The sequence below is a fragment of the Streptomyces sp. NPDC091376 genome, from assembly GCF_044757085.1.
GTDB lineage: Bacteria > Actinomycetota > Actinomycetes > Streptomycetales > Streptomycetaceae > Streptomyces > Streptomyces pratisoli.
Genome location: NZ_JBIVUF010000002.1, coordinates 75514 through 100120, shown reverse-complemented (window position 1 = coordinate 100120; position 24607 = coordinate 75514). Strand labels below are relative to the sequence as shown.

Annotated in this window: 29 protein-coding genes; 21 read left to right on the top strand and 8 right to left on the bottom strand. The window is 70.9% G+C overall.

Annotated features, from left to right (window positions below; genetic code table 11):
- Positions 1 to 56 precede the first annotated feature (56 nt).
- The 4 genes from ACIQMR_RS04680 (at position 57) to ACIQMR_RS04665 (ending at position 5842) form a co-directional block, all read left to right on the top strand.
- Positions 57 to 434 (top strand): nuclear transport factor 2 family protein, encoded by a 378-nt coding sequence (locus ACIQMR_RS04680; RefSeq protein ID WP_401382873.1) that lies wholly within the window; start codon positions 57 to 59, stop codon positions 432 to 434.
- 415 nt (positions 435 to 849) lie between these two features.
- Complete coding sequence (locus ACIQMR_RS04675) at positions 850 to 3939, top strand: BTAD domain-containing putative transcriptional regulator (protein WP_401382870.1); 3090 nt, start codon at positions 850 to 852, stop codon at positions 3937 to 3939.
- Positions 3940 to 3994: 55 nt separating this feature from the next.
- Positions 3995 to 4522, top strand: coding sequence for a SigE family RNA polymerase sigma factor (locus tag ACIQMR_RS04670; RefSeq protein ID WP_401382867.1), 528 nt, complete (start codon positions 3995 to 3997; stop codon positions 4520 to 4522).
- A gap of 60 nt (positions 4523 to 4582) precedes the next feature.
- Positions 4583 to 5842 (top strand): hypothetical protein, encoded by a 1260-nt coding sequence (locus ACIQMR_RS04665; protein WP_401382866.1) that lies wholly within the window; start codon positions 4583 to 4585, stop codon positions 5840 to 5842.
- A gap of 8 nt (positions 5843 to 5850) precedes the next feature.
- On the opposite strand, the gene ACIQMR_RS04660 is transcribed toward ACIQMR_RS04665, so the two are convergent.
- The gene (locus ACIQMR_RS04660; protein ID WP_401382863.1) at positions 5851 to 7545 is read right to left on the bottom strand and encodes a bifunctional 3'-5' exonuclease/DNA polymerase; all 1695 of its coding nucleotides are present in this window, start codon (positions 7543 to 7545) and stop codon (positions 5851 to 5853) included.
- 175 nt (positions 7546 to 7720) lie between these two features.
- On the bottom strand, positions 7721 to 8278 hold the full coding sequence (locus ACIQMR_RS04655) for a sugar O-acetyltransferase (RefSeq protein WP_401382861.1): 558 nt from the start codon (positions 8276 to 8278) through the stop codon (positions 7721 to 7723).
- Positions 8279 to 8499: 221 nt separating this feature from the next.
- Here ACIQMR_RS04655 and ACIQMR_RS04650 point away from each other — a divergent pair, with 221 nt between their 5' ends.
- Positions 8500 to 9645: a DUF2786 domain-containing protein gene (locus ACIQMR_RS04650; RefSeq protein ID WP_401382859.1), complete on the top strand. Its 1146-nt coding sequence runs from the start codon at positions 8500 to 8502 to the stop codon at positions 9643 to 9645.
- Positions 9646 to 9725: 80 nt separating this feature from the next.
- On the opposite strand, the gene rpsN is transcribed toward ACIQMR_RS04650, so the two are convergent.
- Together rpsN and rpmB are read right to left on the bottom strand one after the other, a co-directional pair.
- Positions 9726 to 10031, bottom strand: coding sequence for a 30S ribosomal protein S14 (gene rpsN / locus ACIQMR_RS04645; RefSeq protein ID WP_401382857.1), 306 nt, complete (start codon positions 10029 to 10031; stop codon positions 9726 to 9728).
- Positions 10031 to 10267, bottom strand: coding sequence for a 50S ribosomal protein L28 (gene rpmB / locus ACIQMR_RS04640; RefSeq protein ID WP_401384057.1), 237 nt, complete (start codon positions 10265 to 10267; stop codon positions 10031 to 10033). Before rpmB ends, rpsN begins: the two co-directional genes overlap by 1 nt.
- A gap of 53 nt (positions 10268 to 10320) precedes the next feature.
- On the opposite strand from rpmB, the gene rpmG reads away from it, so the two are divergent.
- From rpmG to ACIQMR_RS04600, 8 genes are all read left to right on the top strand, one after another.
- Entirely contained in the window at positions 10321 to 10485 is a 165-nt protein-coding gene (gene rpmG / locus ACIQMR_RS04635; protein WP_401382855.1) for a 50S ribosomal protein L33, read from the top strand.
- A gap of 13 nt (positions 10486 to 10498) precedes the next feature.
- The gene (locus ACIQMR_RS04630; RefSeq protein ID WP_401382852.1) at positions 10499 to 10753 is read left to right on the top strand and encodes a type B 50S ribosomal protein L31; all 255 of its coding nucleotides are present in this window, start codon (positions 10499 to 10501) and stop codon (positions 10751 to 10753) included.
- Positions 10753 to 11892 (top strand): CobW family GTP-binding protein, encoded by a 1140-nt coding sequence (locus tag ACIQMR_RS04625; protein ID WP_401382850.1) that lies wholly within the window; start codon positions 10753 to 10755, stop codon positions 11890 to 11892. Before ACIQMR_RS04630 ends, ACIQMR_RS04625 begins: the two co-directional genes overlap by 1 nt.
- A 1-nt stretch (position 11893) precedes the next feature.
- On the top strand, positions 11894 to 12136 hold the full coding sequence (rpsR, locus tag ACIQMR_RS04620; RefSeq protein ID WP_401382848.1) for a 30S ribosomal protein S18: 243 nt from the start codon (positions 11894 to 11896) through the stop codon (positions 12134 to 12136).
- Between the two features lie 76 nt (positions 12137 to 12212).
- On the top strand, positions 12213 to 12596 hold the full coding sequence (locus ACIQMR_RS04615; RefSeq protein ID WP_401382846.1) for a VOC family protein: 384 nt from the start codon (positions 12213 to 12215) through the stop codon (positions 12594 to 12596).
- A 4-nt stretch (positions 12597 to 12600) separates the two neighbouring features.
- Positions 12601 to 12951, top strand: a complete 351-nt coding sequence (locus tag ACIQMR_RS04610) for an ArsR/SmtB family transcription factor (RefSeq protein ID WP_401382844.1) — start codon at positions 12601 to 12603, stop codon at positions 12949 to 12951.
- Positions 12948 to 13442, top strand: coding sequence for an SRPBCC domain-containing protein (locus tag ACIQMR_RS04605; protein WP_401382841.1), 495 nt, complete (start codon positions 12948 to 12950; stop codon positions 13440 to 13442). Before ACIQMR_RS04610 ends, ACIQMR_RS04605 begins: the two co-directional genes overlap by 4 nt.
- Before the next feature lie 109 nt (positions 13443 to 13551).
- Positions 13552 to 13785, top strand: a complete 234-nt coding sequence (locus ACIQMR_RS04600; protein WP_266381149.1) for a DUF397 domain-containing protein — start codon at positions 13552 to 13554, stop codon at positions 13783 to 13785.
- 94 nt (positions 13786 to 13879) lie between these two features.
- Here ACIQMR_RS04600 and ACIQMR_RS04595 read toward each other — a convergent pair whose 3' ends face one another.
- Positions 13880 to 14365, bottom strand: a complete 486-nt coding sequence (locus ACIQMR_RS04595) for an ATP-binding protein (protein ID WP_266381150.1) — start codon at positions 14363 to 14365, stop codon at positions 13880 to 13882.
- Positions 14366 to 14738: 373 nt separating this feature from the next.
- On the opposite strand from ACIQMR_RS04595, the gene ACIQMR_RS04590 reads away from it, so the two are divergent.
- From ACIQMR_RS04590 to ACIQMR_RS04560, 7 genes are all read left to right on the top strand, one after another.
- A complete protein-coding gene (locus ACIQMR_RS04590) occupies positions 14739 to 15572 on the top strand; it encodes a helix-turn-helix domain-containing protein (RefSeq protein WP_401384055.1) in 834 nt (277 codons plus the stop codon).
- Positions 15573 to 15651: 79 nt separating this feature from the next.
- Positions 15652 to 17112 carry an aldehyde dehydrogenase family protein gene (locus ACIQMR_RS04585; RefSeq protein WP_401382838.1) on the top strand — a complete coding sequence of 487 codons (1461 nt, stop codon included), beginning with the start codon at positions 15652 to 15654 and terminating at the stop codon, positions 17110 to 17112.
- A 129-nt stretch (positions 17113 to 17241) separates the two neighbouring features.
- Complete coding sequence (locus tag ACIQMR_RS04580) at positions 17242 to 17781, top strand: DinB family protein (protein ID WP_401382835.1); 540 nt, start codon at positions 17242 to 17244, stop codon at positions 17779 to 17781.
- Positions 17782 to 17784: 3 nt separating this feature from the next.
- Positions 17785 to 18006 carry a hypothetical protein gene (locus tag ACIQMR_RS04575; protein ID WP_401382833.1) on the top strand — a complete coding sequence of 74 codons (222 nt, stop codon included), beginning with the start codon at positions 17785 to 17787 and terminating at the stop codon, positions 18004 to 18006.
- A 67-nt stretch (positions 18007 to 18073) separates the two neighbouring features.
- Entirely contained in the window at positions 18074 to 18715 is a 642-nt protein-coding gene (locus ACIQMR_RS04570) for a PadR family transcriptional regulator (protein ID WP_401382831.1), read from the top strand.
- A gap of 104 nt (positions 18716 to 18819) precedes the next feature.
- Complete coding sequence (locus ACIQMR_RS04565; protein ID WP_401382827.1) at positions 18820 to 19749, top strand: ATP-binding cassette domain-containing protein; 930 nt, start codon at positions 18820 to 18822, stop codon at positions 19747 to 19749.
- Positions 19750 to 19778: 29 nt separating this feature from the next.
- Positions 19779 to 20522, top strand: coding sequence for an ABC transporter permease (locus ACIQMR_RS04560; RefSeq protein WP_401384053.1), 744 nt, complete (start codon positions 19779 to 19781; stop codon positions 20520 to 20522).
- 52 nt (positions 20523 to 20574) lie between these two features.
- Here the strand turns inward: ACIQMR_RS04560 and ACIQMR_RS04555 are convergent, their stop codons facing one another.
- The 3 genes from ACIQMR_RS04555 to ACIQMR_RS04545 are packed head-to-tail and all read right to left on the bottom strand — an operon-like array spanning position 20575 to position 23754.
- Positions 20575 to 22014 (bottom strand): glutamate decarboxylase, encoded by a 1440-nt coding sequence (locus ACIQMR_RS04555; protein ID WP_401382826.1) that lies wholly within the window; start codon positions 22012 to 22014, stop codon positions 20575 to 20577.
- Between the two features lie 23 nt (positions 22015 to 22037).
- A complete protein-coding gene (locus ACIQMR_RS04550; RefSeq protein WP_401382823.1) occupies positions 22038 to 23336 on the bottom strand; it encodes an ion channel protein in 1299 nt (432 codons plus the stop codon).
- Between the two features lie 52 nt (positions 23337 to 23388).
- Positions 23389 to 23754, bottom strand: coding sequence for a YbjQ family protein (locus tag ACIQMR_RS04545; RefSeq protein ID WP_401382820.1), 366 nt, complete (start codon positions 23752 to 23754; stop codon positions 23389 to 23391).
- 131 nt (positions 23755 to 23885) lie between these two features.
- On the opposite strand from ACIQMR_RS04545, the gene ACIQMR_RS04540 reads away from it, so the two are divergent.
- Complete coding sequence (locus tag ACIQMR_RS04540; protein ID WP_401382818.1) at positions 23886 to 24578, top strand: DedA family protein; 693 nt, start codon at positions 23886 to 23888, stop codon at positions 24576 to 24578.
- The last annotated feature ends 29 nt before the right edge of the window (positions 24579 to 24607 follow it).

Here is a 24607-nt window from a genome sequence, read left to right as displayed (position 1 = left end):
TGGTGAGGCGCCTCGTCTCCCCACCGTGCGGGGGAGCGGGCTGTCAGGATGTCCGGATGGAGCCTTCGGAGATTGTGCGCAGCCTGTGGGACCGCATGCAGGAGAGGGACTGGGCCGGGGTCGGTGAGTTGCTGGCCGGGGATGTGGTGGTCGAGTGGCCGGTCAGCGGGGAGCGGATCGTAGGCCGTGACAACTATGTGAGCATCAACGCGGAGTACCCGGAGGGCTGGTCGATCCGGGTGCTACGGGTCGTCGCGGACGGCGGGACGGTGGTGTCCGAGGTGGAGGTGCCGCACGAGGCGATGGGCGTGCACCGGGTGGCGTCGTTCTGGACGGTCCGCGAAGGGAAGATCGTCGAGGGGCGGGAGTACTGGAGCGAGCTGGGTTCGGACCCGTCGCCGCAGTGGCGCGCCGCTTACGTCCAGAAGGTCTGACCCGTAGCCCCGAGTCGGGGGTCCTGCGTCCAACGCCCGAGGAAGTCCGCCCGGACACCCTCGTTCTTCGTGGGGAGTGTGGGGAGCGGTGAGGGTCGCCGCGACGGGACGTATCGCGGGCGGTCCTGGTTCTCCCGGGTTACGGACGGTACCCGGCGGGCCGCTGACACGGTTCAGACACGATCCGCGACGCCTTCGGACGATGGCAAGGCGGCCGGAAGAGGCAGACGAAAGCCCCGGTCACTCGCGCGTGACCAGGGCTTTCTCTGTCTCCGAATCCGGCGTGGCGGTGACACTCCCCCGAGTGTGGCCATCCACGCCGAGCACCGTCTCACCGGATCCGACGAGGAGATACAAACAGCCTTCACCAACACATCGCTAACATGTGGCCAACGGTCAGCGCAGGAGGAAGGCAATGCGGTTCGGCCTGCTCGGTCCGCTGACCGTGCACGACGCCGCGGGCGAGATCCGCACGGTGGGCAGCGCGAAGCTTCGCGCGCTGCTCGGCACGCTGCTGCTGCGCGCCAATCGCGTCGTACCCGTGGACGCTCTGAAAGATGCACTCTGGGGCGATGAACTTCCCGCCTCCGCCCACGCCTCCCTGCACAACCATGTGACGCGGCTGCGGCGGCTGCTGGCCGAGGAGGGCCGGCTCCGGTCCGTGGCGCCCGGCTATGTGCTGCGAGTGGAGCCGGGCGAACTGGACATCGAGTCCTTCGAGGTGCACCTCGGCACGGCACGCGCCGCGTACATCCGTGCCGTCGGCCGTGCCGCCGGCCGCGCCCCGCGCTCCGGCCCCGCGTCGGGGACGGCGACGGCGACGGCGTCCGTGCGGAACGAACCAGACGCGGTACAGGGCAAGCCAGACGCGGTACGGGGCGAATCGAGCGACGGGCGCGATGACTGGGAGACCGTCGTCGACAGCTCCCGCGCCGCGCTCGACCTGTGGCGCGGCGACCCGCTCGACGGGCTGTACGACCCCGAGGACGGCATCCCCGCCCCCGTGCGCCGCCTGCGCGAGTCGTGGCTGCTGCTCCTGGAGTGGCGGTACGACGCGTTCCTGCAGCTCGGCCGGCCCGACGGACTGGAGCCCGAACTCGCGGCGCTGACCGCGCAGTTCCCGTTGCGTGAAGTGTTCCACCGGCAGCTGATGCTCGTGCTGCACCGCACCGGGCGGCAGGCCGAGGCGCTGGCCACCTACCAGTCGCTGCGCCGCAGGCTCGTCGAAGAGCTCGGCATCGAACCGGGGCCCTCGGTCCGGCAGGCGCACCAGGAAGTCCTTCAGGACCCGCGGCCCCCCGGAGACCTTCCGCCCGAGGCCCCCGCCCCCGCCTCCGCCCCTCACACCGCACCCGCGCCCCACACCGCCCCCGCCCAGCTCCCGCCCGCCCCCGCGCACTTCACCGGACGCGAAGCGGTCGTCGCCGACCTGCGCTCCGTACTCCTCACCGGCCCCGCCCACCCCGCCGTCGCCGTCGTCAGCGGCATGGCCGGTGTCGGCAAGAGCGCCCTCGCCCTCCATGTCGCGCACAGCCTCCGCGACCGGTTTCCCGACGGACAGCTCCATCTGCATCTGCACGGCGCCACCCCGGGCATGACCCCGGTCGCGCCCTGCCAGTCGCTCAACGCACTCCTGCGGGATCTCGGGATCCCGCCGCGCGCCATCCCGGAACACCCGGACGCGGCCGCCGCGCTGCTGCGTTCCACGCTCGCGCCCACCCGCACCCTGCTGGTCCTCGACGACGCCGCGTCGGCCGCGCAGGTACGGCCACTGCTGCCCGCCGGTACGGGCTGCGCCGTCATCGTCACCAGCCGCTCCCCGCTGACCGCGCTCGACGGCGCCGCGCGCTTCGCCCTGGCCCCGCTGAGCGTCCAGGACAGTGCCGCGCTGCTGCGTGCCGTGTCCGGCCGCGACGGCCAAGGGCCCGACAGCGCCGACGACATGGACGGGCTCGCTGAGCTGTGCGGCCGGCTGCCCCTCGCGCTGCGTATCGCCGCCGCCCGGCTCGCCGCCCGTCGCGCCCTGACCCCCGCCGCCCTGGTGGGTCTCCTCGCCGCCGAGGCCGGCCGGCTCGACCACCTCGAATACGACGACCTGAGCGTCCGCCGTTCCCTGTCCGTCGCGCACGACGCCCTCGACCCCGACGCCGCCCTCGCCCTTCGCAGACTGGGCGTGGTCGACCTTCCGGAGTACGACGCGGCGCTGGTCGCGCGCCTGATGGCGTCCGGCGCGCCACAGCCCGATGCACCACAGCCCGCCGCGGACGAACGCCGCGCGGTGGCCGCCCTGGAACGGCTCGTCGACGTCGCGCTGCTCGACGAGGTCGCGTACGGCCGCTTCGTACCGCACGACCTGGTACGGGACTTCGCGCGCGAGCTCGCCGTACGGCTTGACGACGAGGACGAGCGCACGGCCACGGCCGAACGCGCCCTGCGCTGGTACGGGGAGTCCGCCCGGCAGGCGGGGCTGGCCCTGGTCCCCGCCCATCTGGCGGGCAACCGGGTGCCGCCGCCGATCGGCGAGGCCCCGTCCTTCGCCGGCGAGGCCGAGGCGCTCGCCTGGGGCGACCGCGAGCTGCCGGGGCTCGTCGCGCTGGCCCAGACGTACGCGCCGAAGTCGCGGACCGCACTGCGGCTCATTCGCGCCGCGCTCCCGTATCTCCAGCGGCGCGGACGACTCCAGGAACTCGGCCTCCTCAACGAGGTTGCCCTGGACGCCGCGCGGGAGGCCGGCGACCCCGAGGCCCAGGCGCACGCGCTCACCGATCTCGCCGGCGTGCACTTCATGCGCGGTCACAGCGAACGCTCGCTCGCGCTCAACGACGAGGCCATCAGCCTGTGGCGCGGACTCGGCGAGGACAGCTGGGTCCAGCGGGGGCTCGCCAACCGGGGCATGCTGCTGGAACGTCTCGAACGGTACGAGGAGGCCGCCCTCGCACTGGAGGAGTCGCTCGCCTGCGCCCACCGCCTCGGCGACGACTACGGGGAAGGGATCATCCTCAGCCACCTCGGCAATCTCCACGAGCACACCGACGCCCGCCTCGCCATCAGCTGCCACGAGCGAAGCCTCGCCGTCGGCGCCCGGCTCGGCAGCTCACTGCTGCGGCACACCGCCCACTGCAACATCGGTTACGCCCGCCTCACCCTCGGCGAGCCGGCCCTGGCGCTGGGCCACTTCGAGGAGTGCCTGGCCATCATCGGCGACGGCGACGAGGGCGACTGGCAGTCCCAGTCCCAGTCCCGGATCGGTCTCGTCCGCGCCCTGCGGGTCCTGGGACGCGGCGCCGCCGCCCTGCGCGAATGCACCCTCGTCCTGGAGCGCGCCGTGTCCCGCGGCGACGACTTCACCGAGGGGCTGGCCCGTCATGAACACGGGCTGCTGCTGAGCGCGGAGGGCCGTACCGACGAGGCGCTCGACGAGTGGCGCCGCGCGTACGCCTCCCTCGACGGGACGGACGCCAAGGCCCTCTCCGAGCTCCGCGAGCTCCTCGGCGAATCCGCCTGAAACATTTGCGCAGGTCCATCGCGTCAATGGGGTGAAGGCCAGGAGAGGGGCAAGGGTGGGGACGAGAAGATCCCGGACGGACGAGTTCATGGAGTTCGCGACCGGCCGCACGGGACATCTGTACCGATCCGCGTGCTTGCTCACGAGCGGGGACACGCATCTCGCGGAGGACCTGGTGCAGGAGACGCTCGGGCGGATGTACGGCCTGTGGGGCCGGATCTCCCGGATCGACAACCCCGCGGCGTACGCCCAGACCGTTCTCGTCCGCGCCTTCCTCACCCAGCAGCGCAGGCGCTCCTCCACCGAACGCCCACTGAGCGAACTGCCGGACGTCCCCGCACCGCACAACGGTGGCCTCGACGACGCGGCACTGCGCCTCGCACTCCTCCAGGCCCTCGGTGAGCTGGCGCCGAAGGACCGGGCGGTCGTCGTGCTGCGGTACTGGGAGGACCGCAGCGTCGAGGAGACCGCCTCGGCCATGAACGTCAGCTCGGCCGCCGTACGCACCCGATGCAGCCGCGCCCTCGCCCAACTGCGCGCACAGCTGGGCGGAAGCCTCGCCGAACTGATCGTCGCCCACTGAACGGGTCTCGCGACCCCACGACCTCCTCCCGGCACCTCGACCACGAACGGCGGATTCACCATGCCCTTTGAAGACGAGCTGAGTGAGGCGCTCCGACGCACCGGTGACGCCTTCGAGCCCGACCGCACCGAGCTGACCGTCGGCGGTCTCGTCCGCGGTCGCCGACGCCTCCTGCGCCGCCGCGTCTGTGCGGCTGCGGGTGGACTGCTGGCACTCGCCGCTGCCGTGCCGCTGACGGGCATCGGCGACGGGCTCCTCGACGGCCCCGAAGCGGTGTCGGTGGGCGAGCGGAAGCCCACGCCGCTGCCCGTGCGCACCCTCCGCCCCGAGGACTTCCCGGAACCTCAGGCTCCCGACCCCAAGAAGCACTTCAGGGCCTCCGCCTCCCAGATGCTCAAGATCCTGGAGATCTCGCTCCCGGACGGAAAGCTGAGCGGGCAGCGCGGCACGAGCAACTTCGGATCGTTCGGTGAGCCGGCGAAGGCGTCCCTGGTGTACGACGACGGCTTCGGCGGGGGCATGGTGTCCATCGCCGTCAGCCGGATCGACGCGAAGGACAAGAAGTACCGCACACTCGTCACCTGCCCGGACAAGAAGACCACCCCGTACGAGAAGTGCAGGGACGAGACCGATGCCCCGCGGCCCGAGTGGGACCCCACGGGTCACATGATGCTGCTGGGGTACGAGGACCCGAAGCGCACCGACGGCGTGAAGCAGTGGAAGTCCGTCGGTGTCTACCAGCAGGGCTATCTCGTCGAGGTGACGGAGACCAATGCCCCGGCCAAGGGCGCGGCGCCCAGCCGGGCGAAGCCTCCGCTGACCGAGATGCAGCTGTCCAATCTGACCCTGTACGTGCAGTCGGCGTTCAACCAGTTCGGCGGGCTCGCAGGAGAGTTCTTCGCCGAACCGAAGGACATCGGCGGCAGCAACGCCGTCATGGACCTGCTTCCCACGCTGCTGCCCAAGGGCATGCGGTCCCGCGGCGGGGGAGGGCTCGGCAACAGCGGGTACTCCCTCGTCTGGGACGGCAGGGCCAAGACCCACCTGCGCGCGACCATCCAGGGCGGGGTGAAGGAACTGCCCGGCGACGTCTCGGTCCTCGCCGACGGCACCAAGGTGGTGACCTCGCAGAAGGCGGGCAAGGCGAAGGGCGCCGTCGAGTGGACGGTCGACACTCTCCACCCGAACGGCATGCGCGTCACCGTCACCGCGTACAACTCCGAGTACCCCAACCGCGCACCGGTGCGTGACGAGCCCGCTCTCACGATGGAGCAGTTGCGGGCGCTCGCGACGGACAAGGCGTGGACCACGCTCAAGTAGCGCCGGCGTCACTTCGCGTCGGAGTACCGCTCCACCACCGCCGTCGTGAACGGGAACCGCACCGGAGTCTCACCGAACGCGATCCGTCCGGCCAGCTCACCGGCCGAGCGGATCGCCCGCACCACTACGTCGGCCTCGTCGGCCGGGCAGTGCACGATCACCTCGTCGTGCTGGAAGAAGACCAGCTCCGCGCGCATGTCGGCGGTGGCCCTGCGGAGCGCGGCGAGCAGCAGCAGCGCCCAGTCCGCGGCGCTGCCCTGGACGACGAAGTTACGGGTGAACCGGCCGCGGGCCCGTGCGTCCGTCGAGGCGTAGCCCGGGGCGAACTCGCCGCGGCCTTCCTCGCCGGCGCCCTCGCCGGGGGCCTCCTGCGGGATGCCCGCCTCTTCGTCGTCCCCGCCACCGGCCGCCGGCGGGCTGGTGCGGCCCAGCCAGGTGCGCACGAGGCGGCCCTCCTCGCCGGCGCGGGCCGCGTCGTCCACGTACGCCACGGCGAGGGGGAAACGGCGGCGCAACGCGGCGAGGTTCTTCAGGCCGTCGCCGCTGGTCTGGCCGTAGACGGCGCCGAGCAGCGCGATCTTGGCGTGATCGCGGTCGCCCGAGAACGCCCGGTCCGACAGCCGGGTGTACAGATCGCCGTCGTGGCCCGCGACCTCCATGAGTCCCGGATCGCGGGAGATGGCGGCGAGGACGCGCGGCTCCATCTGGTCGGCGTCGGCGACGACGAGCCGCCAGCCGTCGTCCGCGACGACCGCGCGCCGGATCACCTTCGGGATCTGCAGCGCCCCGCCGCCGTTGGTGGTCCAGCGGCCGGAGACGGTGCCCCCGGGCAGATACTCCGGCCGGAAGCGGCCCTCACGCACCCAGTCCTGGAGCCAGCCCCAGCCGTGGGCCGTCCAGATCCGGTACAGCTTCTTGTACGCGATCAGCGGTCGCACCGCCGGATGGTCGATCTCCTCGAGCTCCCAGCGCCGGGTCGACCTCACCTTGATGCCGGCCTGCGCGAACGCCTTCACCACATCCGCCGGCAGATCCGGGCGCACCCGCCGCCCGAACGCCGTCGAGACCTCGTCCGCCAGCTCGGCGAGGCGGCGCGGCTCGCCACCGCCCGCGTACCGCTCGCCGAGCAGCTCGTGCAGCACCTCCCGGTGGACGTCGGCCCGCCAGGGCAGCCCCACCCGGTTCATCTCGGCGGCCACCAGCATCCCCGCCGACTCGGCCGCGGTCAGCAGCCGCATGCGCCCGGGATGCTCGGTGACCTCGTGTCTTCGCTGCTGGTCGGCGTAGACCGCGAGCAGGCCCTCGAACGGCACGGACACGGGCTCCGGCTCGAACAGCGACGACTGCGAACCCGGCTCGGCGGCGCGCGGCGGCGGATCGGGCGGCACCGGTGCCTGCCGGAGCCGCGCCCAGGCGGCCGCCGCGGACCGTGGCTCGCCGAGCCGCCCCTCGTGCCCGAGCAGCAGCAGCTCCGCGTCCTCGACGTCGTAACACCGCTCGACGCGCACCCCTGCCGCGAGCAGCCGCGGATAGATCTCCGCCGTGGACCGCCACACCCACCGGCCGACCTCGGGCCGCGACCGCACCGCGCCGACGAGATCCTCCTCCCGCCGCACCTCCCCGGCGGGCAGCCCTTCCGGCCCCAGGGGCACGAGCAACGCCCCGCCCCCCTCGACCGGGGCCAGGGCCCACCGTTCGCTCATGGTTGCGAGTGTGGCACCCGCCACTGACAACACCGGCGTGGACGTGTGCGGCCGGAGGTGACGTGTCCTGCGCGCTCCACGCCTCCCGTGCCGCCGCACGGAACGTCACTGTCGACTCGCATCAGGCCCTGGGGGTGAACGAGCTGTGCGTGTGAGGGGCTCTGTGAGCGCGCGCTCACGTCAGCGTGCGGACCACCCTCGCCGGGTTGCCCACCGCCAGCACCCCCGCGGGCACGTCCTTGGTGACCACGGCCCCTGCCCCGACCACCGCGTCGTCCCCGATCGTCACGCCAGGGCAGACGATGACGCCCCCGCCGAGCCACACGTTGTCACCGATCGTGATCGGGTCCCCCGTCTCCCAGCCCTCGCGACGGCGTCGCGCGTCCAGTTCGTGGGAGGCGGTGAGCAGTTGGACGTTCGGCCCGATCTGGCAGTGCGCGCCGATCGTGATGGGGGCGATGTCGAGGAAGACGGCCCCGAAGTTGACGAACGTTCCCGGGCCGACGCGGATGTGGCTCCCGAAGTCGCACTGGAACGGTGGCCGGATGCGGACGTCCGCGCCGACCGAGCCCAGGAGTTCGGCCAGGATCCCGGCCCGGTCGGCGGACGCGGCACCGCCGTTCGCGTTGTACGCCGCGCAGAGCGCGAAGCGGCGCTCGCTGTCGGCGGCGAGTTCGGGGTCGTCGGGGAGGTACCAGTCTCCCGCCAGCATGCGCTGCTTGTTCTCACCCATGTCCGTCACCGTACGGCCCGCCGGCCGGGCAGCGGCGTGATTCCCGCGACGCCGCGACCGCCGCGACCACCGCGATCGGCGCGCATCCGGTGGCCTCCGGTGAGGCGCGGGCGCAGCGCGCGGAGCCGTGGGGCGTTGCGGGGCAGGCGCGGCCCCGGCGCCACGGCAGGCATGGCCCTGGCTCCGGGGCCGCCGAGTGGGCTGGCGTAGGCTCGATCGGCGTGAACGTGGTGGAGCGTGCGCTCGGCGGGGCGCTGTACGCCGATGACGACGACGCGCTCGACACCGGCGCCTCACTGCTGGCCGCCGCCCCTGACGCCGACGCGGAACTCGTCCGGCGCGGCGAGGAGTTCGTACGCCGGGCCTGGGAGCGCGGCTGGCAGCCTGCCGATGTCGTGCGGATCGTCCGCCGCGACCTCGACGAGAGCCTTGTGGAGCTGGTCGCGGACCTGGTCGCCGGTGAGACCCGGCGGTACGGGACGGACCTGCCGCCGCGCTGGGAGGCGCAGCTCGCCGAGCTGCCGAGCGGGCGCGGGAAGCGGCCCACGGACCGGTTCTCGTACGCGACGGCGGTGCTGGAGCTGTACCGGCTGCTCGTACGGCTGCCCGCGATCGAGCCGGTCGGCCCGGTGCCGGGAACGCCCGTGCACCGGCAGCCCGCCGCGCGGCACGGTGAGCCGCGCATGCTCACCCGGATCCGTGCACTCCTCGCCAAGGCGGAGGCCACCGGCTTCCCGGAGGAGGCGGAGGCGCTCACCGCGAAGGCGCAGGAACTGATGGCCAGGCACAGCATCGACGAGGCGGTGCTGGCCGCCCGCGCCCACCGCAGGGACGTGCCCGGCGCCTGCCGCATCGGTGTGGACGCGCCGTACGAGACGGCCAAGGCGATCCTGCTCGACGCGGTCGCCTCGGCGAACCGCTGCCGGGCGGTCTGGAACAGCGACCTCGGCTTCTCCACGGTGGTCGGCTTCGAGGCCGACCTGGACGCGGTCGAGCTGCTGCACACCTCGCTGCTGGTGCAGGGGACCGCGGCGATGACCCGCGCGGAGGCGTCCCAGCGCGCGGGCGGACGCAAGCGGACGAAGACGTTCCGTCAGTCCTTCCTGCTGGCGTACGCCCATCGCATCGGCGACCGCCTCGCCAGGGCGACGTCCCACGCGGCGCAGGAGGCGGCCGGCGGGGACCTCCTCCCCGTCCTCGCCGCCCGCGACGTCGCCGTCACGGACCACACGGACCGTCTCTTCCCGGCCACGGTCCGCACCCGCGTCCGAGGCGCCACGGACGAGGCCGGCTGGCACGACGGCACGACGGCGGCCGACACGGCCCACATGCCCTCGCACCGCCCGCCGGACGCCCTCCCCGACTAGCCACCACCGGGGGCCTGGCACCCAGTGGCCTCGCCGGGCCCCCAGGGAGGGCGAGGCGCGGGAGCCCGGCGGAGCGCCCGCTACCAGGAGGACTTCGTCATGCCCGGCAGGAAGCCCGCGTGCGCCTGCTCCCGCAGACGCACCCTGGACAGGCCGAACTTCCGCACGTATCCCCGCGGCCGTCCGTCCACCCCGTCCCGGTTCCGCACCCGGGTCGCGCTCGCGTCGCGCGGCTGGCGGCGCAGTTCCCGCTGCGCGGCGAGCCGGTCCGCCTCGCTCGTGCCCGGACGCCGGACGATCTCCTTCAGTTCCGCCCGCCGCGCCGCGTACCGCTCGACGACGGCGGCGCGCCGGTCATTGCGCGCGATCTTGCTCTTCTTCGCCATCAGACCCTCACTCCCCGCGCGCGGATCCGGGCCACCGCCGCCTCGATCCCGATGGCGTCCACCGTCTTGATCGCCTTCGTGCTGAGCGTGAGCCGCACGTACCGGCCCTCACCGGGCAGCCAGTACCGCTTGCGCTGGATGTTCGGGTCGAAGCGGCGCGAGGTGCGCCGGTGCGAGTGGGAGACGCGGTTGCCGAAGCCCGGTCGCGCCCCGGTCAGCTGGCAGTGTGCGGACAAAGTCACACGTCCCTTCGTTGGAAATGGAAACCATTTCCATTTACTCTACCCGTATGGCCCGCAACGAACTACGCCCGATCATCAAGCTCCGCTCCACCGCGGGGACCGGCTACACCTACGTGACCCGCAAGAGCCGCCGTAACGACCCCGACCGCATGACGCTGCGCAAGTACGACCCGGTCGCCGGCCGGCACGTCGACTTCCGCGAAGAGCGCTGAAGGGAGATCCGTCATGAAGCCCGGAATCCACCCCGCCTACCGCCCCGTCGTCTTCCGCGACCGGGCCGCCGACTTCGCGTTCCTGACCCGTTCGACCATGACGAGCGACAGGACGATCGAGTGGGAGGACGGCCGCACCTACCCCGTCGTCGACGTGGAGATCTCCTCCGAGAGCCACCCCTTCTACACCGGCACGGCCCGTGTGCTCGACACGGCCGGACGCGTGGAGCGCTTCGAACGGCGCTACGGACAGCGCGGGGCCCGCTGATGGAGCGAAGGCTTCCCGTCGCGATCGTCGGCGGGCTGCACTCCGAAGCGCGCACCGCCGTCGTCGAGAAGCTGCTGGCCACGGTGCCCGGCAGCGTCGCGCTCCACCACGACCTCGCGACCGCCGTCCAGGGCACCGTCGTCCGTACCGTCCGCGACGCCGCCGGCGTTCGGTCCACCGGCGACGCGCCGCTCGTCAACGACTGCGCCTGCTGCGCCCTGCGCGTGGACCTCGTGCCGGAGCTGGAGCGGCTCGCCGACGGAGGGCTCGCCCGGCTCGCGATCGTCGAGTTGTGGGACTCGGTCGAGCCCAAGGCGATGACCGAGGTCGTCGCCGCGCACGGAGACCGGCTGCGCGTCACGAGCGTGATCACGGCCGTCGACCCGGCCCTGCTGCTGCCCTGTCTCGCCAACGGCGACGATCTGACGGATGTGGGGCTCGCCGCCGCCGCGACCGATCGGCGCACGGTCGCCGACACCTGGGCGCGGCAGCTGGAGTACGCGCCCGTGCTCGTCGTCGTCGACGGCGACGACGCCGACGAGGAGGACCGGGCGCTGCTGGCCCAGCTGCACCCGACCGCTCGTCAGGTGGCCGTGGACGATGGCTGTCTGGCAGCGGCCGCCCTGGCCGGCTTCGACGTGGAGGCCGCCGCGGCCGCTCAGCACCCGGCGTGCGCGCTGCTGCCGCAGGAGGCCGACGAGTGCGGTGTCGGTACGCACGTCTGGCACCGTCGACGGCCGTTCCACCCGGAGCGGCTGTACGCGGCGCTGGAGGACCTGACGTGCGCGGCGGCCCGTAGCCGGGGCCGGTTCTGGCTGGCCGACCGGCCCGACACGCTCCTGGCCTGGGACGCGGCGGGCGGTGCGCTCTGTGTGGAGAGTGCGGGGCCGTGGCTGGCGTCCCTGCCCGACGCCGCCTGGGACATGGTCCCGCCGCTGCGCCGTGCCGCAGCCGCGCTGGACTGGCACCCGGAGCACGGCGACTGCTGCCAGCACCTGGTCTTCACCTCGCCCGGGCTCGACCGCGAGGGGCTGGTGGAGCTGCTCGACTCCTGCCTGCTGACCGACGCCGAGTACGCCGGCGGGCGCGAGGCGTGGAAGCGCCTGCCGCCGGCCTTCGACTCCCTGCTGGAGGTATGACATGGCACCGCGCCGATCCGAGCGCAAGCCCCTGAAGCCCCGCCCGAACCCGCTCGACGCGGCGGGCATCACGTACATCGACTACAAGGACACGGACCTGCTGCGGCAGTTCGTCTCCGACCGCGGCAAGATCCGCAGCCGTCGTGTCACCCGGGTGACCGCGCGGCAGCAGCGCCGGCTGTCCCGTGCGATCAAGAACGCGCGCGAGATGGCTCTCCTGCCGTACGGGTCGTCGTCGAGCTGACCGACCGGCACCACCTGACAGGTAGGCGTTTTCCTACGCTTGACGCGTAGGGAAACGCCTACCTATTGTTGACGGCATGACCATCACCCATGCCTCCTTCGTCACGCTTCCGGTATCCGACCAGGACCGTGCCCTCGCCTTCTACACGGACGTCCTCGGTTTCGAGGTCACCGCCGACCGCCAAATGCCCCCCGGCCGGTGGCTGCAGGTCGCGCCCAAGGGTGCGCAGACCGTCTTCACGCTCTCCGGACCCGGCATGGGCGGTTTCGAGCCCGGATCGACACGGGGGATCATGTTGGTCACGACCGATGTCGACGCCGACTGTGCGAAGCTCACCGCGGCCGGGGTCACGGTGGACGGGCCCAACGACGTGCCGTGGGGGCGGATGGCAGGCTTCACCGACCCCGACGGCAACGGTCTGATGCTGCTGACGGAGAACGACGGGGTGGAGGGAGCCTGACCCGATGACTGCGACCGGTGTCCGCGAACAGGCCGAGGACCGCATCTTCGCCGCGCTCGCGAACACCACCCGGCGCGAAGTGCTGCGGCTGCTCCGCGAGGACGGACCCCAGCCGGTCCAGGCCCTCGCCGACCACTTCGACATGCGCCGCCCGAGCCTCTCGGAACACCTCAAGGTGCTCCGGGAGGCCGGACTCGTGTCCGAGGAGCGCTCCGGCAGGCAGCGTATCTACCGCCTCGAAGCCGCTCCGCTCGCCGGTGTATCCGACTGGCTCCATCCGTACGAGCGGTTCTGGCGCGACCGTCTCAAGGGTCTCGGCGAACTGCTGGACCGGATGCCCGACGATGAGGCATGAGTTCCGATCGTGACGACGACCCCACCACCATCAGGGTCGATCAGTTCCTGGCCCATCCACCCGCCAAGGTCTGGCGTGCGCTGACCGAGCCCGAGCTCATCGCCCAGTGGCTGATGCCCGGTGCCTTCAGGCTCGAGGTGGGTCACCGCTACACGATGCAGACGCTGCCCAGGCCCGGTACGAACTTCTCCGGCACGGTCGAGGCCGAGGTCCTGGCCTTCGAAAGGGAGCGGATGCTCCGCATCCGCTGGGTCGACCGGCAGTCCGCAGGTGAGAACGGGCGTGCGGCCGGACAGAACGCCGCGGACTGGACAATCACCTGGACCTTGGAGCCGGAAGGGCGTGGAACGCGTCTCTTCCTCGTACACGAGGGTTTCGATCCCGACGACCCGGCGCAGATGAGGGCACGGAAGATCATGGGCGGCGGCTGGCGTGGCCGCGTGATGGTGGCACTGGAGGAGGTCCTGGGCGCGAGCGGGCCCGGGCTGTAATCGAGGGACCACCCCGCGTGCACGTGCATCTGCTCATGCATCCTCATATGAACAGAGCTATGATCCGAGACAGTTGACACCTGCACCTTTGTAACTCGGGGAGCGTCCTGTGCACGACGTGTACAACGGCATGGCGGCCACAGAGCTTCACGGAGTCGTCTGGCAGAAGAGCAGGCACAGCAACTCACAGGGATCGTGCGTGGAGTTCGCGAAACTACCCGGCGGGAACGTCGCGGTACGCAACTCGCGCTTCCCGGAAGGACCGGCGCTCGTCTATACACCGGCCGAGATAGAGGCACTGCTGCTGGGGGTGAAGGACGGGGAGTTCGACCACCTCGTCTAGAGCCCGATCCACGGGACAGCACGGTGCGGCCGGCTCCTCAGGGGGCAGGCCGCACGCTCGGCTCACTCGGCACCCGGCTCTCCCGGTTCCCGGCTCACTCCGTGGGCAGGAGGAACAGCGCCCAGACGACCTTCCCGGTCAGCGGCCCCGCGAGCGGGTGCCAGCCCCAGCTGTCGCTGAAGGAGTCGACCAGGAACAGCCCCCGGCCGCACTCGGCGGAGTCCTCCGCCTCGCCCGCGACGGGGCTCTCCTCGCTGGGGTCGCGCACGGCGCACACGAGCCGGCCCGTCCAGCGCATCAAGTGCAGCCGCACAGGGGGCTCCTGGCCGCGCGGGGTGTCCGCGGGCAGGGCGTGCCGCAGCGCGTTGGTGACGAGTTCGGACACGACGAGCGCGACGTCGTCGAAGCGTTCGTCGAGCTCCCACTGGGTCAGCGTTCTGCTGGTGAACTTCCGGGCACCGCGTACGGCTTCGTAACGGGCGGGGAGGGCGCAGGAGGCGGAGCTGGACACGGCCGCGGGATCGATCGGCGGAAGGCCCTGCCGTAACGGCTCGAGCATGGTCGATCCATTCGTTCCCATGCGAGGCACTCCCGGGAATCGCGGCTGTGACGCTACAACACGAACGAGCACGAACGAGTACGCAGGTGCGCGGGGTCCATGGTTCCGAATGCGTACATCAGATGCAAGGGCAGATGCACGTGCACGCGCCGGACCTGTCCGAACCCGTGCCGGTTCACACTCATATCTTCCGCGTGCTTCTTGCGCGCCCTTCCCAAAGGCGTCCTCTTTCTGTAATCGATTGAGTACGGGCTGAAGCGTTTTGGTGGCAGAATCCGGGGCTCGGGGTTCGGGGGTGCTCCGAGAACCGATGGCGATGGGGAGGGTTGGAGACGTGACAGCAGCGGAGTCGTGGGGCTACCCCCGGGCCGATGGCCCTGGCGGAGGTTCAGTGGTGCGCCGCATCCTGCTGGGCTCACAGCTGAGGCGGCTTCGTGAGTCGCGAGGCATCACCCGTGAGGCCGCGGGCTACTCGATCCGCGCCTCCGAATCCAAGATCAGTCGTATGGAGTTGGGACGGGTGAGCTTCAAGGCCAGGGACGTCGAGGACCTCCTCACCCTCTACGGCGTCACGGACGATGCCGAGCGCGGCTCGCTGCTCGGGCTGGCCAAGGAGGCCAACGTCGCGGGCTGGTGGCACAGCTACGGCGATGTGCTGCCCGGCTGGTTCCAGACGTACATCGGCCTGGAGGGCGCCGCCTCGCTCATCCGGATCTACGAGGTCCAGTTCGTTCACGGCCTGCTGCAGACCGAGGCGTACGCCCACGCCGTCGTCGCGCGCGGCATGCCCGGGGCGCCGAGCGCCGAGATCGACCGCCGGGTCGCGCTGCGCCTGGAGCGCCAGAAGGCGCTGGTCTCCGAGCGCGCCCCCCGCTTCCACGCCGTCCTGGACGAGGCCGCGCTGCGCCGTCCCTACGGCGACCGGGCCGTCATGCAGGGCCAGTTGCGGCACCTGATCGAGGTGTCCGAGCAGTCGAACATCACGCTCCAGGTCATGCCGTTCAGCTTCGGCGGCCACGCGGGCGAGTCCGGCGCCTTCACGATGCTCCGCTTCCCGGAGTCGGACCTCTCCGACATCGTCTATCTGGAGCAGCTGACCAGCGCGCTGTACCTCGACAAGCGCGAGGAAGTCGCGCAGTACGAAAGGGTGATGGAGCGCCTCCGGGAGGACAGCCCCGGGCCGGCCGAGAGCCGGGACCTTCTCCGTGGTCTACTCCAACTCACCTGACCGGCAAGTACGATGACGTGACATCAGGCTCACTGGTATCTGCACATGCATCTGCTTCCGCGGCCGGTAAAGGGATCTCATGTCCTCCTTCTTCAGCGATCTGGCACTCCAGTACATAGATGGTGAGTGGCGCCCGGGGAACGGTTCCTGGGACATCATCGACTTCAACCCGTACAACGAGGAGAAGCTCGCCTCGATCACCGTGGCCACGGCCCACGAGGTCGACCAGGCCTATCGGGCGGCTGAGCGTGCGCAGAAGGAGTGGGCCGCCACCAACCCGTATGCGCGGCGGGCGGTCTTCGAGCGGGCTCTGAGGATCATCGAGGACCGCGAGGAGGAGATCTCGGAGGCGATCGTCGCCGAGCTGGGCGGCACCCGTGTGAAGGCGGGCTTCGAGCTGCACCTCGCCAAGGAGTTCCTGCGCGAGGCGGTCCAGCTGTCGCTGCGCCCCGAGGGCCGTATCCTCCCGTCGCCCGTCGACGGCAAGGAGAATCGGGTCTACCGGCTCCCCGTCGGTGTCGTCGGCGTCATCAGCCCGTTCAACTTCCCCTTCCTCCTGTCGATCAAGTCGGTCGCCCCCGCGCTGGCGCTCGGGAACGCCGTCGTCCTCAAGCCGCACCAGAACACGCCGATCTGCGGTGGCTCCCTGGTCGCCAAGGTCTTCGAGGACGCGGGTCTGCCCGGCGGCCTGCTGAACGTCGTGATCACCGACATCGCGGAGATCGGCGACGCGCTGATAGAGCACCCCGTCCCGAAGGTCATCTCCTTCACCGGCTCCGACCGGGTGGGCCGGCACGTCGCGACCGTGTGCGCGGCCAATTTCAAGCACGCCGTCCTCGAACTGGGCGGCAACAGCGCCTTCATCGTGCTCGACGACGCCGACATCGACTACGCCGTGGACGCCGCGGTCTTCAGCCGTTACGTGCACCAGGGCCAGGTCTGCATGGCGGCCAACCGCATCCTGGTCGACCGCAAGGTGGAGAAGGAGTTCACCGAGAAACTGGTCGCCAAGGTCCGGACCCTCAAGGTCGGCGACCCCGCGGACCCCGGGACCCACATCGGTCCCCTCATCAACTCCCTGCAGGCCGAGGCCGTGTCGAGCCTGGTAGAGCAGTCCGTCGAGGCAGGCGCGACGGCCCTGCTCCGCGGCCGGACCGAGGGCAATGTGGTCTCCCCGTCCGTGCTGACCGGTCTCGCGCCCGACTCGCCCGTCCTGTCCCAGGAGATCTTCGGTCCCGTGGTGCTCCTCGTGCCGTTCGACGGTGAGGAGGAGGCGGTCCGGATCGCCAACGACACCCCCTACGGGCTCAGCGGCGCCGTGCACACCGGGGACATCGAGCGTGGTGTGGCGCTGGCCCAGCGGATCCACACGGGAATGATCCACATCAACGACTCGACCGTGCACGACGAGCCCATCGTGCCCTTCGGCGGCGAGAAGGCCTCCGGCCTCGGGCGGCTGAACGGCGAGGCGATGGTCGAGGTGTTCACCACCCAGAAGTGGATCTCGGTCCAGCGCGGCCGCTCGATCTTCCCGTTCTGAGCGCCCTCCGGGCAGCGAGGAGCTCCCGAGGGCTTGAGGACAGAAGCTGACCGCAAGGGTCCGTAGTGTCGGTGGTGTCAGGGCGGCCGCAACGGCGGCCGCGCCGGTCCCTACCCGAAGGCGGACCCCATGGTCACTCACGTTCCCGCAGAGGCCCACGGCGACGAGCGTGGCGCGCTGCTCAACTTCGTCGAAGCGCAGCGCGGAGCGATCCGCCGCTCGGTGCTCGGCCTGTCCGAGGAGCAGGCGGCGAGCCGCCCCAGCGCCAGCGAGCTGTCGCTCTCCGGACTGCTCAAGCACGTCGCGGAGACCGAGCTCAACTGGTTGCGGATGGCGCAGCAGAAGCCGAACGAGCGGCAGCGCACCGAGGAGACCTGGGCCGACAGTTTCCGGCTCGTCGACGGTGAGACGGTCCCCGAGGTCCTGGCCTTCTGGGACGGGGTCGCGAAGGAGACCGAGGAGTTCATCCGTTCGGTGCCGAGCCTCGACGACACCTTCCCGCTGCCCGAGGCGCCGTGGTTCCCCAAGGAGGGCCGGGTCTCCATGCGCTGGCTGCTGCTGCATCTGGTCGAGGAGGCCGGCCGGCACGCGGGTCACGCGGACATCGTCCGGGAGTCGCTGGACGGCAAGGGTGCGTTCGACCTGGTGGCCATGTCGAGCGACGCTTGATGCATGAGTGACGAAGCAGGAGTGGCCCCGATCGTCGTCCACGGTGTCGTCCCGGGCGATCCGCCGTTCCGGATGGTGGACATCAACGGGGAGACGGTCGGGACCGCGCACGACATGCTCGACGTGATCCGGCTCGCGCACGCGGCGGGGCTGGATCATCTCGACCTCGACGATCCCGCGTTCGTGCGCTGGGTCGGCGGGGGCAAGTACAAGTGGGTTCCCTGAGCGGGGCCCAGGAACGCCCGAGGATCGGACGCGTACCCTAGTCAAAGTTGAATAGGAGGGTACGCGCATGTCAGCGATCCGGCTTCTGGTCCTAGGCGCGGTGCGCCAGCACGGCCGCGCGCACGGCTACCAGGTCCGCAACGACCTGGAGTTCTGGGGCGCGCACGAATGGTCGAACGCCAAGCCCGGATCGATCTACCACGCACTCAAACAGATGGCGAAGCAGGGGCTGCTGCACGCCCATGAGATCGCGCCGTCCACGGCCGGCGGTCCGCCGCGCACGGAGTACGAGATCACCGAGAGCGGCACGAAGGAGTACTTCGCGCTCCTGCGCGAGGCGCTGACCTCGCACGACCAGAAGGTGGACGTGCTTTCGGCGGGGATCGGCTTCATCGTGGACCTGGAGCGGCACGAGGCGGTGGAGCTGCTCCAGGAGCGGGTGCGCGGCATCGAGGAGTGGCGTGCGTCGGTCACCGAGTACTACACCCCCGAGGACGGGCCCGAGTCGCTCGGCCACATCGGCGAGATCATGAACATGTGGGTCCACTCGGCGGATGCCGGTGCGGCCTGGACCCGTGGCCTGATCGAACGGATCGAGGGCGGCGCGTACACCTTCGCGGGGGAGGGCGAGCCCTTTGTGGGGGTGCTCGCGGAGGGGCAGGAGAACCCGTACGCGACGGGTGTCCCGCATGCGGGAGATCAGGCCTGATGACCTGATCAAGTTTGACCAGTGGGATCGAAGGGCTTACCTTTCCTCGGGTAGTCAAGTTTGATTACTTGGTTTCGGGCTGAACCGGAGCGCGGAGGAGACGGATGACGGACGCGATCGTCGTCGAGGGCCTGCACAAGGGGTTCGGCGGCAGACGGGCCCTGGACGGGCTCGACCTGGTGGTCGGCAGCGGCACGGTGCACGGGGTGCTCGGGCCGAACGGAGCGGGGAAGACCACGGCGGTACGGATCATGGCGACGCTGCTGCGTCAGGACGCGGGCGTGGTGCGCGTGGCGGGGTACGACGTACGGACACGGGCAGCAGAGGTACGGCGGAGCATCGGCCTGCTCGGGCAGCACGCTGCGGTGGACGAGGAGCTCGGCGGCCGGCAGAACCTGGAGATGTTCGGGCGGCTGCACCATCTGGGCGCGCGGCGGGCGGGGACGCGGGCGGACGAGCTGCTGGAGCGCTTCGGCCTCGCGGACACCGGCCGCAAGGCGGTCAAGCGGTACAGCGGCGGAATGCGACGCCGGCTCGACCTGGCCGCCTCACTGGTCACCGAGCCCCGGGTGCTGTTCCTGGACGAGCCGACGACGGGGCTCGACCCGCGGGGACGGGCCGAGGTGTGGGAGTCGGTGCGCTCACTGGTCGGCGGCGGGACGACCGTTCTGCTCACCACGCAGTACCTGGAGGAGGCGGACCAACTGGCCGACCGCATCTCCGTGATCGACCAGGGGCGGGTCGTCGCGGACGGAACGGCCGACCAGCTCAAGGCGAAACTGGGCGGTGACCGGATCGACGTGGTCGTGCGGGACGCGGCCGACCTGGCGCGCGTCGCCGCCCTGCTGCCCGGTGAGGCCGCCGTCGACCAGGACCGGAGGCTGCTGAGCGCGCCGGTCGACGACCGGATGGCGGCGCTGACCGAGACCGTGCGCGCGCTGGAGGAGGCCGGGATCGAAGCGGAGGACATCGCGCTGCGGCGGCCTACCCTCGACGAGGTCTTCCTCCATCTGACGAAGGAGGCCGCGGCGTGAGCACGTATGTCCTGACCGACTCCTGGACGATGACCCGGCGCGAACTGGCCCACTGGACGCGGCAGCCCGTGGAGGTCCTCGTCGGACTCGCCTTCCCGGTGATGCTGTTGCTGATGTTCGGTCATCTCATCGGCGGCGGGCGCGACGTCGAGGGGGCGTACATCGCCTTTCTCGTCCCCGGGATGCTGGCGCTGACGATGGCCTTCGGTCTCGACGCGACCATGACGGCCGTCACCCAGGACCTCGGCAAGGGAGTGATCGACCGGTTCCGGTCGCTGCCGATGGCGGACTCGGCCGTACTGGTCGGCCGCAGCGTCGCGGATCTGCTCCAGTCGGCGCTGAGCCTGATCGTGATGACCGGTGTCGCGTACGCGATCGGCTGGCGCTGGAACGGCGGATCCGGTGCGCTGCTCGGCGCCTTGGGCCTGCTGCTCCTGCTGCGCTTCGCGATGCTGTGGCTCGGCATCCACCTGGCGATGGTGGCGGGCAGGCCGCAGCTGGTGCAGGCCGTGCAGATCCTGGTCTGGCCGGCCGGTTTCCTCTCCAACGCGTTCGCCACGCCCGCCTCGATGCCGGGCTGGCTGGGCGCGGCGGTCGAGTGGAATCCCCTGTCGGCGACGGCGACCTCGGTACGCGAGCTGTCGGGCATCGCGGCCGGCAGCGGCTCCTGGGCGGCCGAGCACGCCCAGCTTCTGGCCCTCGTCTGGCCGTTGCTGCTGGTCGCGGTGTTCTTCCCGCTGGCGGTGCGCCGCTTCGTGCGGCTGAGCCACTAGGTTCCGGTCCGGGCGGGGGCACGGCATGTGCCGCGTCCCCGCCCGCGCCGTCTCAGTGGTGGAAGCCGGTCGCCGCCGCTTTGTCCTTGCTCTGCGGGGCGCTCTGCTCCCGCAGGTCGGGCATGATCCGCGCCAGGTCCTCCACGAGCAGTTCCGCGAGGTCCGCCGAGAACCCGTTGCGGCAGACGAAGCGGAGGACCGACAGGTCCTGGCGGTTGGGCGGGAAGGTGTACGCGGGGACCAGCCAGCCGTTCTCCCTCAGCCGCCGCGAGACGTCGAAGACGTCGAAGTTCGTGATGTCGGGGGCCGTCGTGACGGCGAAGACCGGCAGCTGGTCACCCCTGGTGAGCAACTGGAAGTCGCCGAGCGCGTCGATCTGTTCGGCCAGGCTCCGGGCCACTTCCCGGGTCGTCTGCTGCACCGCCCGGTAGCCCTCGCGGCCGAGCCGCAGGAACGAGTAGTACTGCGCCACGACCTGGGCTCCGGGCCGGGAGAAGTTCAGTGCGAACGTCGGCATGTCGCCGCCGAGATAGTTGACCCGGAACACCAGCTCCTCGGGCAGTTCCTCGGGCGAGCGCCACAGCGCCCAGCCCACACCCGGGTAGACCAGCCCGTACTTGTGGCCCGAGGTGTTGATGGAGGAGACCCGAGGCAGCCGGAAGTCCCAGACCAGGCCCTCGTCCACGAACGGCGCCACCATCGCCCCGGAGGCCCCGTCCACATGAACCGGGATGTCCAGGCCCGTGCGCTCCTGGAGCGCGTCCAGTGCCGCGCAGACCTCGGCGACGGGCTCGTACGAGCCGTCGAAGGTGGAGCCAAGGACGGCGACCACCCCGATCGTGTTCTCGTCGCACAGCTCGGCCGCGGCCTGCGGATCGAGGTGGAAGCGGTCCCCCTCCATCGGGACCAGCCGCGGTTCCACCTCCCAGAAGTTGCAGAACTTGTCCCAGCAGACCTGCACGTTGATGCCCATGACGAGATTCGGCCTGGCGCCGGGACCGGGATACCGGGAGCCCTCCGCCCGGGCCGCCGCCCGCTTCGACCACCGCCGCTTTAGCGCCATCCCGGCGAGCATGCACGCCTCGCTCGACCCGGTCGTCGAACAGCCCACCGTGGACGACGGGTCCGGCGCGTGCCAGAGGTCGGCGAGCATCGCCACGCACCGCCGCTCCAGCTCCGCCGTCCGCGGGTACTCGTCCTTGTCGATCATGTTCTTGTCGCGGCACTCCGACATCAGCACGGCGGCCTGCGGTTCCATCCACGTCGTGACGAACGTGGCCAGGTTCAGCCGTGAGTTGCCGTCCAGCATCAGCTCGTCATGGACCAGCTGGTACGCCGTCGCGGGTGGCATCGGCCGTTCCGGCAGCCGGTGCCTGGGCGGTGCCGCCATCATGTCGCCGAGCGGGTCGGCCGCCCCGTAGAAAGGGTTGATCGAGAGCCTGCGCAGCTCCTGGCTGTCCTCGCGGCGTTTGCCGCCCTTGTGCAGAGCCATGTGTGACTGCCTTTCAGCGTCGTTCAGCGCAATGGGGTGCCGTCGTCGTGGAGTTGCATCTGGGGCCGTCCGGTCACCAGCAGCCAGGCCGGGAGCAGGGCGACGCACAGCAGCGGGAACACATGCGGGTCGGCGGCGAGGATCGCCGCCGTGAACAGGCTCAGCCAGCCCTGCCGGGTCACGGCCAGGAGCACCCCGAGCACCGAGCACACCACCGCGAGCGTCGGATGCACCTCGGGTACGAGCGCACTCACTCCGAGGCCGAGGGCGACCCCCACGAAGATGCTCGGGAAGATCCGGCCGCCCCGGAATCCGCACGCGGCCGCGACCGTGAGGGCGGCCACCTTCACGACCGTCATCAGCGCGAACTGCCCGGACGACCAGCCCGAGGGGTCCGCCGCCAGCGTCTTCACCTCGGAGAGCCCCTTGAAGAGCGTCAGCTGCCCGCCGAGCGCCCCGAGCAGCCCCAGCACGAGTCCGCCGACGGTGAGCGTCAGTACGGGGTGCCCGAGCCGCTTGAAGGCGGCGTGGAGGTACGGGAACGCGTAGACGGCCGCCATCCCCACCAGCGCGCCCAGTGACGAGACCACCAGCGCCGCGGGCACATCGCCCCAGCGTGACCCGCTGAACGCCGGCAGCGCCAGATCGAACGTCGGGTGGGCGATCAGCACCGTCGTGAGCGCGCCGGCGCCGCCCGCGATGAGCGGGGCGAACAGCTTGTTCCACAGGGCGCCCGGAGCAGGTCGCGCGGCGAGGGACTCGGTGAGGATCAGTGCGGCCGCCACCGGCGTACCGAAGAGCGCCCCGACCGTCCCCGCGGCCGCCAGAGCCGCCCAGAGGTCCGAGTCCGTCCCGCGCATCGCCCTGCCGCCCAGCCAGGCCGCCAGCGCGATGTTCGAGGCCGTGATGGGGTTCTCGGGGCCCAGGCTCACCCCGCCCGCCAGCGCGAGCATGGCCGCCAGCAGCAGGCTCGGCACCACCCGCGCGGGCAGCGGCGGGTCGACGAGCCCCATCGTGGCCGGATCGGGACCGGCGTGCCCGTACACCTTCCACACCACGAGCCCCACCGCGAGGCCGGTGACCGTGAGCACGGCGATCACCCAGAGGGTCGAGTAGCGGCCGATGCCGACCGCGTCGGGCAGGACCTCCCACAGGACGTTCTTGAGATGGTCCGAGAGCGCGGTGACGCCCAGCAGGAGCAGGCTCGACGCCACGCCGACCACGAGCGCGGGGACGATGAGCGGCAGCAGAGCGCGCGCCGGGGTCGTTGCCGGGGCGTGCTCGGTCGTCGTCACGGGCCTCACGATAACGGCACAAATCATGCATATGGCGCGTAATCAAAGGGTGTGCACGGCACGTGGCGTGGGGCCGCCGTCAGGTTCGCGCGATCACCACCGCTGTCCCGTACGCGCACACCTCCGTGCCCACGTCCGCCGCCTCCGACACGTCGAAGCGGAACATCAGCACCGCGTTGGCGCCCCGCGAGCGTGCCTGCTCGACCAGTCGCTCCATCGCCTGATTGCGGGTCTCCACAAGGGTCTTCGTCAGACCCTTCAGTTCACCGCCGATCATCGACTTCAGGCCGGCGCCGATCTGGCTGCCGAGATGCCGCGAACGCACCGTCAGCCCGAAGACCTCACCGATCACCTGCTCCACCCGGAACCCCGGGACGTCGTTCGTTGTGACGACCAGCACATCGGCGTGCGGGCCCTGCCCACCGCCGTAATCCTCGATACCCATGGCCACAGCCTTGTGGCCATCCGTTCACCCCGCATCCGGAGAGGGCAGGTGGAACCGGCCACCCCGCCGATGCGTTGATAGTTTTGGGCAGCCGCCACGCCGACGACTATCACCACAGGAGCCCGGACCTCGTGAACACCCTTGCGCTCGGACCGAGCTGGCTGGACCCGGACTATCTGATCACCACATTCGGGCTGATCGGTGTACTCATCATCGTGTTCGCCGAGTCCGGTCTGCTGATCGGGTTCTTCCTGCCCGGCGACTCGCTGCTGTTCACGACAGGTCTGCTGGTCACGACCGGTGTGATCAAGCAGCCCCTGTGGATGGTCTGCGTACTCGTCGTGCTCGCCGCGATCATCGGCGACCAGGTGGGCTACCTCTTCGGCCGGAAGGTCGGCCCCAGCCTCTTCAAGCGCCCCGACTCCAAGCTCTTCAAGCAGGAGAACGTGGAGAAGGCGCACGACTTCTTCGAGAAGTACGGCCCGAAGTCCCTGGTCCTCGCCCGCTTCGTGCCGATCGTGCGGACGTTCACGCCGATCGTCGCCGGTGTGAGCCGGATGAACTACCGCTCGTTCATCACGTTCAACATCATCGGCGGTGTGCTCTGGGGCGCGGGTGTGACCCTGCTCGGCGCCGCGCTCGGCAAGGTGGAGTTCGTCCACAAGAACATCGAGGCGATCCTCATCGCCATCGTCCTCATCTCGGTGCTCCCGATCGTCATCGAGTTCATGCGGGCCCGCTCCAAGGGCAAGAAGGCGGCCGCGGCCGCCGACTCGGAGGACGTTCCGCCGTCCGGCCAGCGCGGCCGCCACGCCAAGCGCTGAGGCCGTAGTTTCTCGCGCCCCCGGGTCCA

Coding starts and splice junctions, on each gene's coding strand:
- ACIQMR_RS04630 (WP_401382852.1), top strand. CDS start 10,499: ATGAAGCCCGGAATCCACCCCGCCTACCGCCCCGTCGTCTTCCGCGAC.
- rpsN (WP_401382857.1), bottom strand. CDS start 10,031: ATGGCGAAGAAGAGCAAGATCGCGCGCAATGACCGGCGCGCCGCCGTC.
- ACIQMR_RS04555 (WP_401382826.1), bottom strand. CDS start 22,014: ATGGCTCTGCACAAGGGCGGCAAACGCCGCGAGGACAGCCAGGAGCTG.
- ACIQMR_RS04675 (WP_401382870.1), top strand. CDS start 850: ATGCGGTTCGGCCTGCTCGGTCCGCTGACCGTGCACGACGCCGCGGGC.
- ACIQMR_RS04610 (WP_401382844.1), top strand. CDS start 12,601: ATGACTGCGACCGGTGTCCGCGAACAGGCCGAGGACCGCATCTTCGCC.
- ACIQMR_RS04575 (WP_401382833.1), top strand. CDS start 17,785: ATGAGTGACGAAGCAGGAGTGGCCCCGATCGTCGTCCACGGTGTCGTC.
- ACIQMR_RS04625 (WP_401382850.1), top strand. CDS start 10,753: ATGGAGCGAAGGCTTCCCGTCGCGATCGTCGGCGGGCTGCACTCCGAA.
- ACIQMR_RS04680 (WP_401382873.1), top strand. CDS start 57: ATGGAGCCTTCGGAGATTGTGCGCAGCCTGTGGGACCGCATGCAGGAG.
- ACIQMR_RS04585 (WP_401382838.1), top strand. CDS start 15,652: ATGTCCTCCTTCTTCAGCGATCTGGCACTCCAGTACATAGATGGTGAG.
- rpmG (WP_401382855.1), top strand. CDS start 10,321: ATGGCCCGCAACGAACTACGCCCGATCATCAAGCTCCGCTCCACCGCG.
- ACIQMR_RS04545 (WP_401382820.1), bottom strand. CDS start 23,754: ATGGGTATCGAGGATTACGGCGGTGGGCAGGGCCCGCACGCCGATGTG.
- ACIQMR_RS04660 (WP_401382863.1), bottom strand. CDS start 7,545: ATGAGCGAACGGTGGGCCCTGGCCCCGGTCGAGGGGGGCGGGGCGTTG.
- ACIQMR_RS04580 (WP_401382835.1), top strand. CDS start 17,242: ATGGTCACTCACGTTCCCGCAGAGGCCCACGGCGACGAGCGTGGCGCG.
- ACIQMR_RS04665 (WP_401382866.1), top strand. CDS start 4,583: ATGCCCTTTGAAGACGAGCTGAGTGAGGCGCTCCGACGCACCGGTGAC.
- rpsR (WP_401382848.1), top strand. CDS start 11,894: ATGGCACCGCGCCGATCCGAGCGCAAGCCCCTGAAGCCCCGCCCGAAC.
- ACIQMR_RS04560 (WP_401384053.1), top strand. CDS start 19,779: ATGACCCGGCGCGAACTGGCCCACTGGACGCGGCAGCCCGTGGAGGTC.
- ACIQMR_RS04550 (WP_401382823.1), bottom strand. CDS start 23,336: ATGATTTGTGCCGTTATCGTGAGGCCCGTGACGACGACCGAGCACGCC.
- ACIQMR_RS04605 (WP_401382841.1), top strand. CDS start 12,948: ATGAGTTCCGATCGTGACGACGACCCCACCACCATCAGGGTCGATCAG.
- ACIQMR_RS04615 (WP_401382846.1), top strand. CDS start 12,213: ATGACCATCACCCATGCCTCCTTCGTCACGCTTCCGGTATCCGACCAG.
- ACIQMR_RS04655 (WP_401382861.1), bottom strand. CDS start 8,278: ATGGGTGAGAACAAGCAGCGCATGCTGGCGGGAGACTGGTACCTCCCC.
- ACIQMR_RS04565 (WP_401382827.1), top strand. CDS start 18,820: ATGACGGACGCGATCGTCGTCGAGGGCCTGCACAAGGGGTTCGGCGGC.
- ACIQMR_RS04595 (WP_266381150.1), bottom strand. CDS start 14,365: ATGGGAACGAATGGATCGACCATGCTCGAGCCGTTACGGCAGGGCCTT.
- ACIQMR_RS04570 (WP_401382831.1), top strand. CDS start 18,074: ATGTCAGCGATCCGGCTTCTGGTCCTAGGCGCGGTGCGCCAGCACGGC.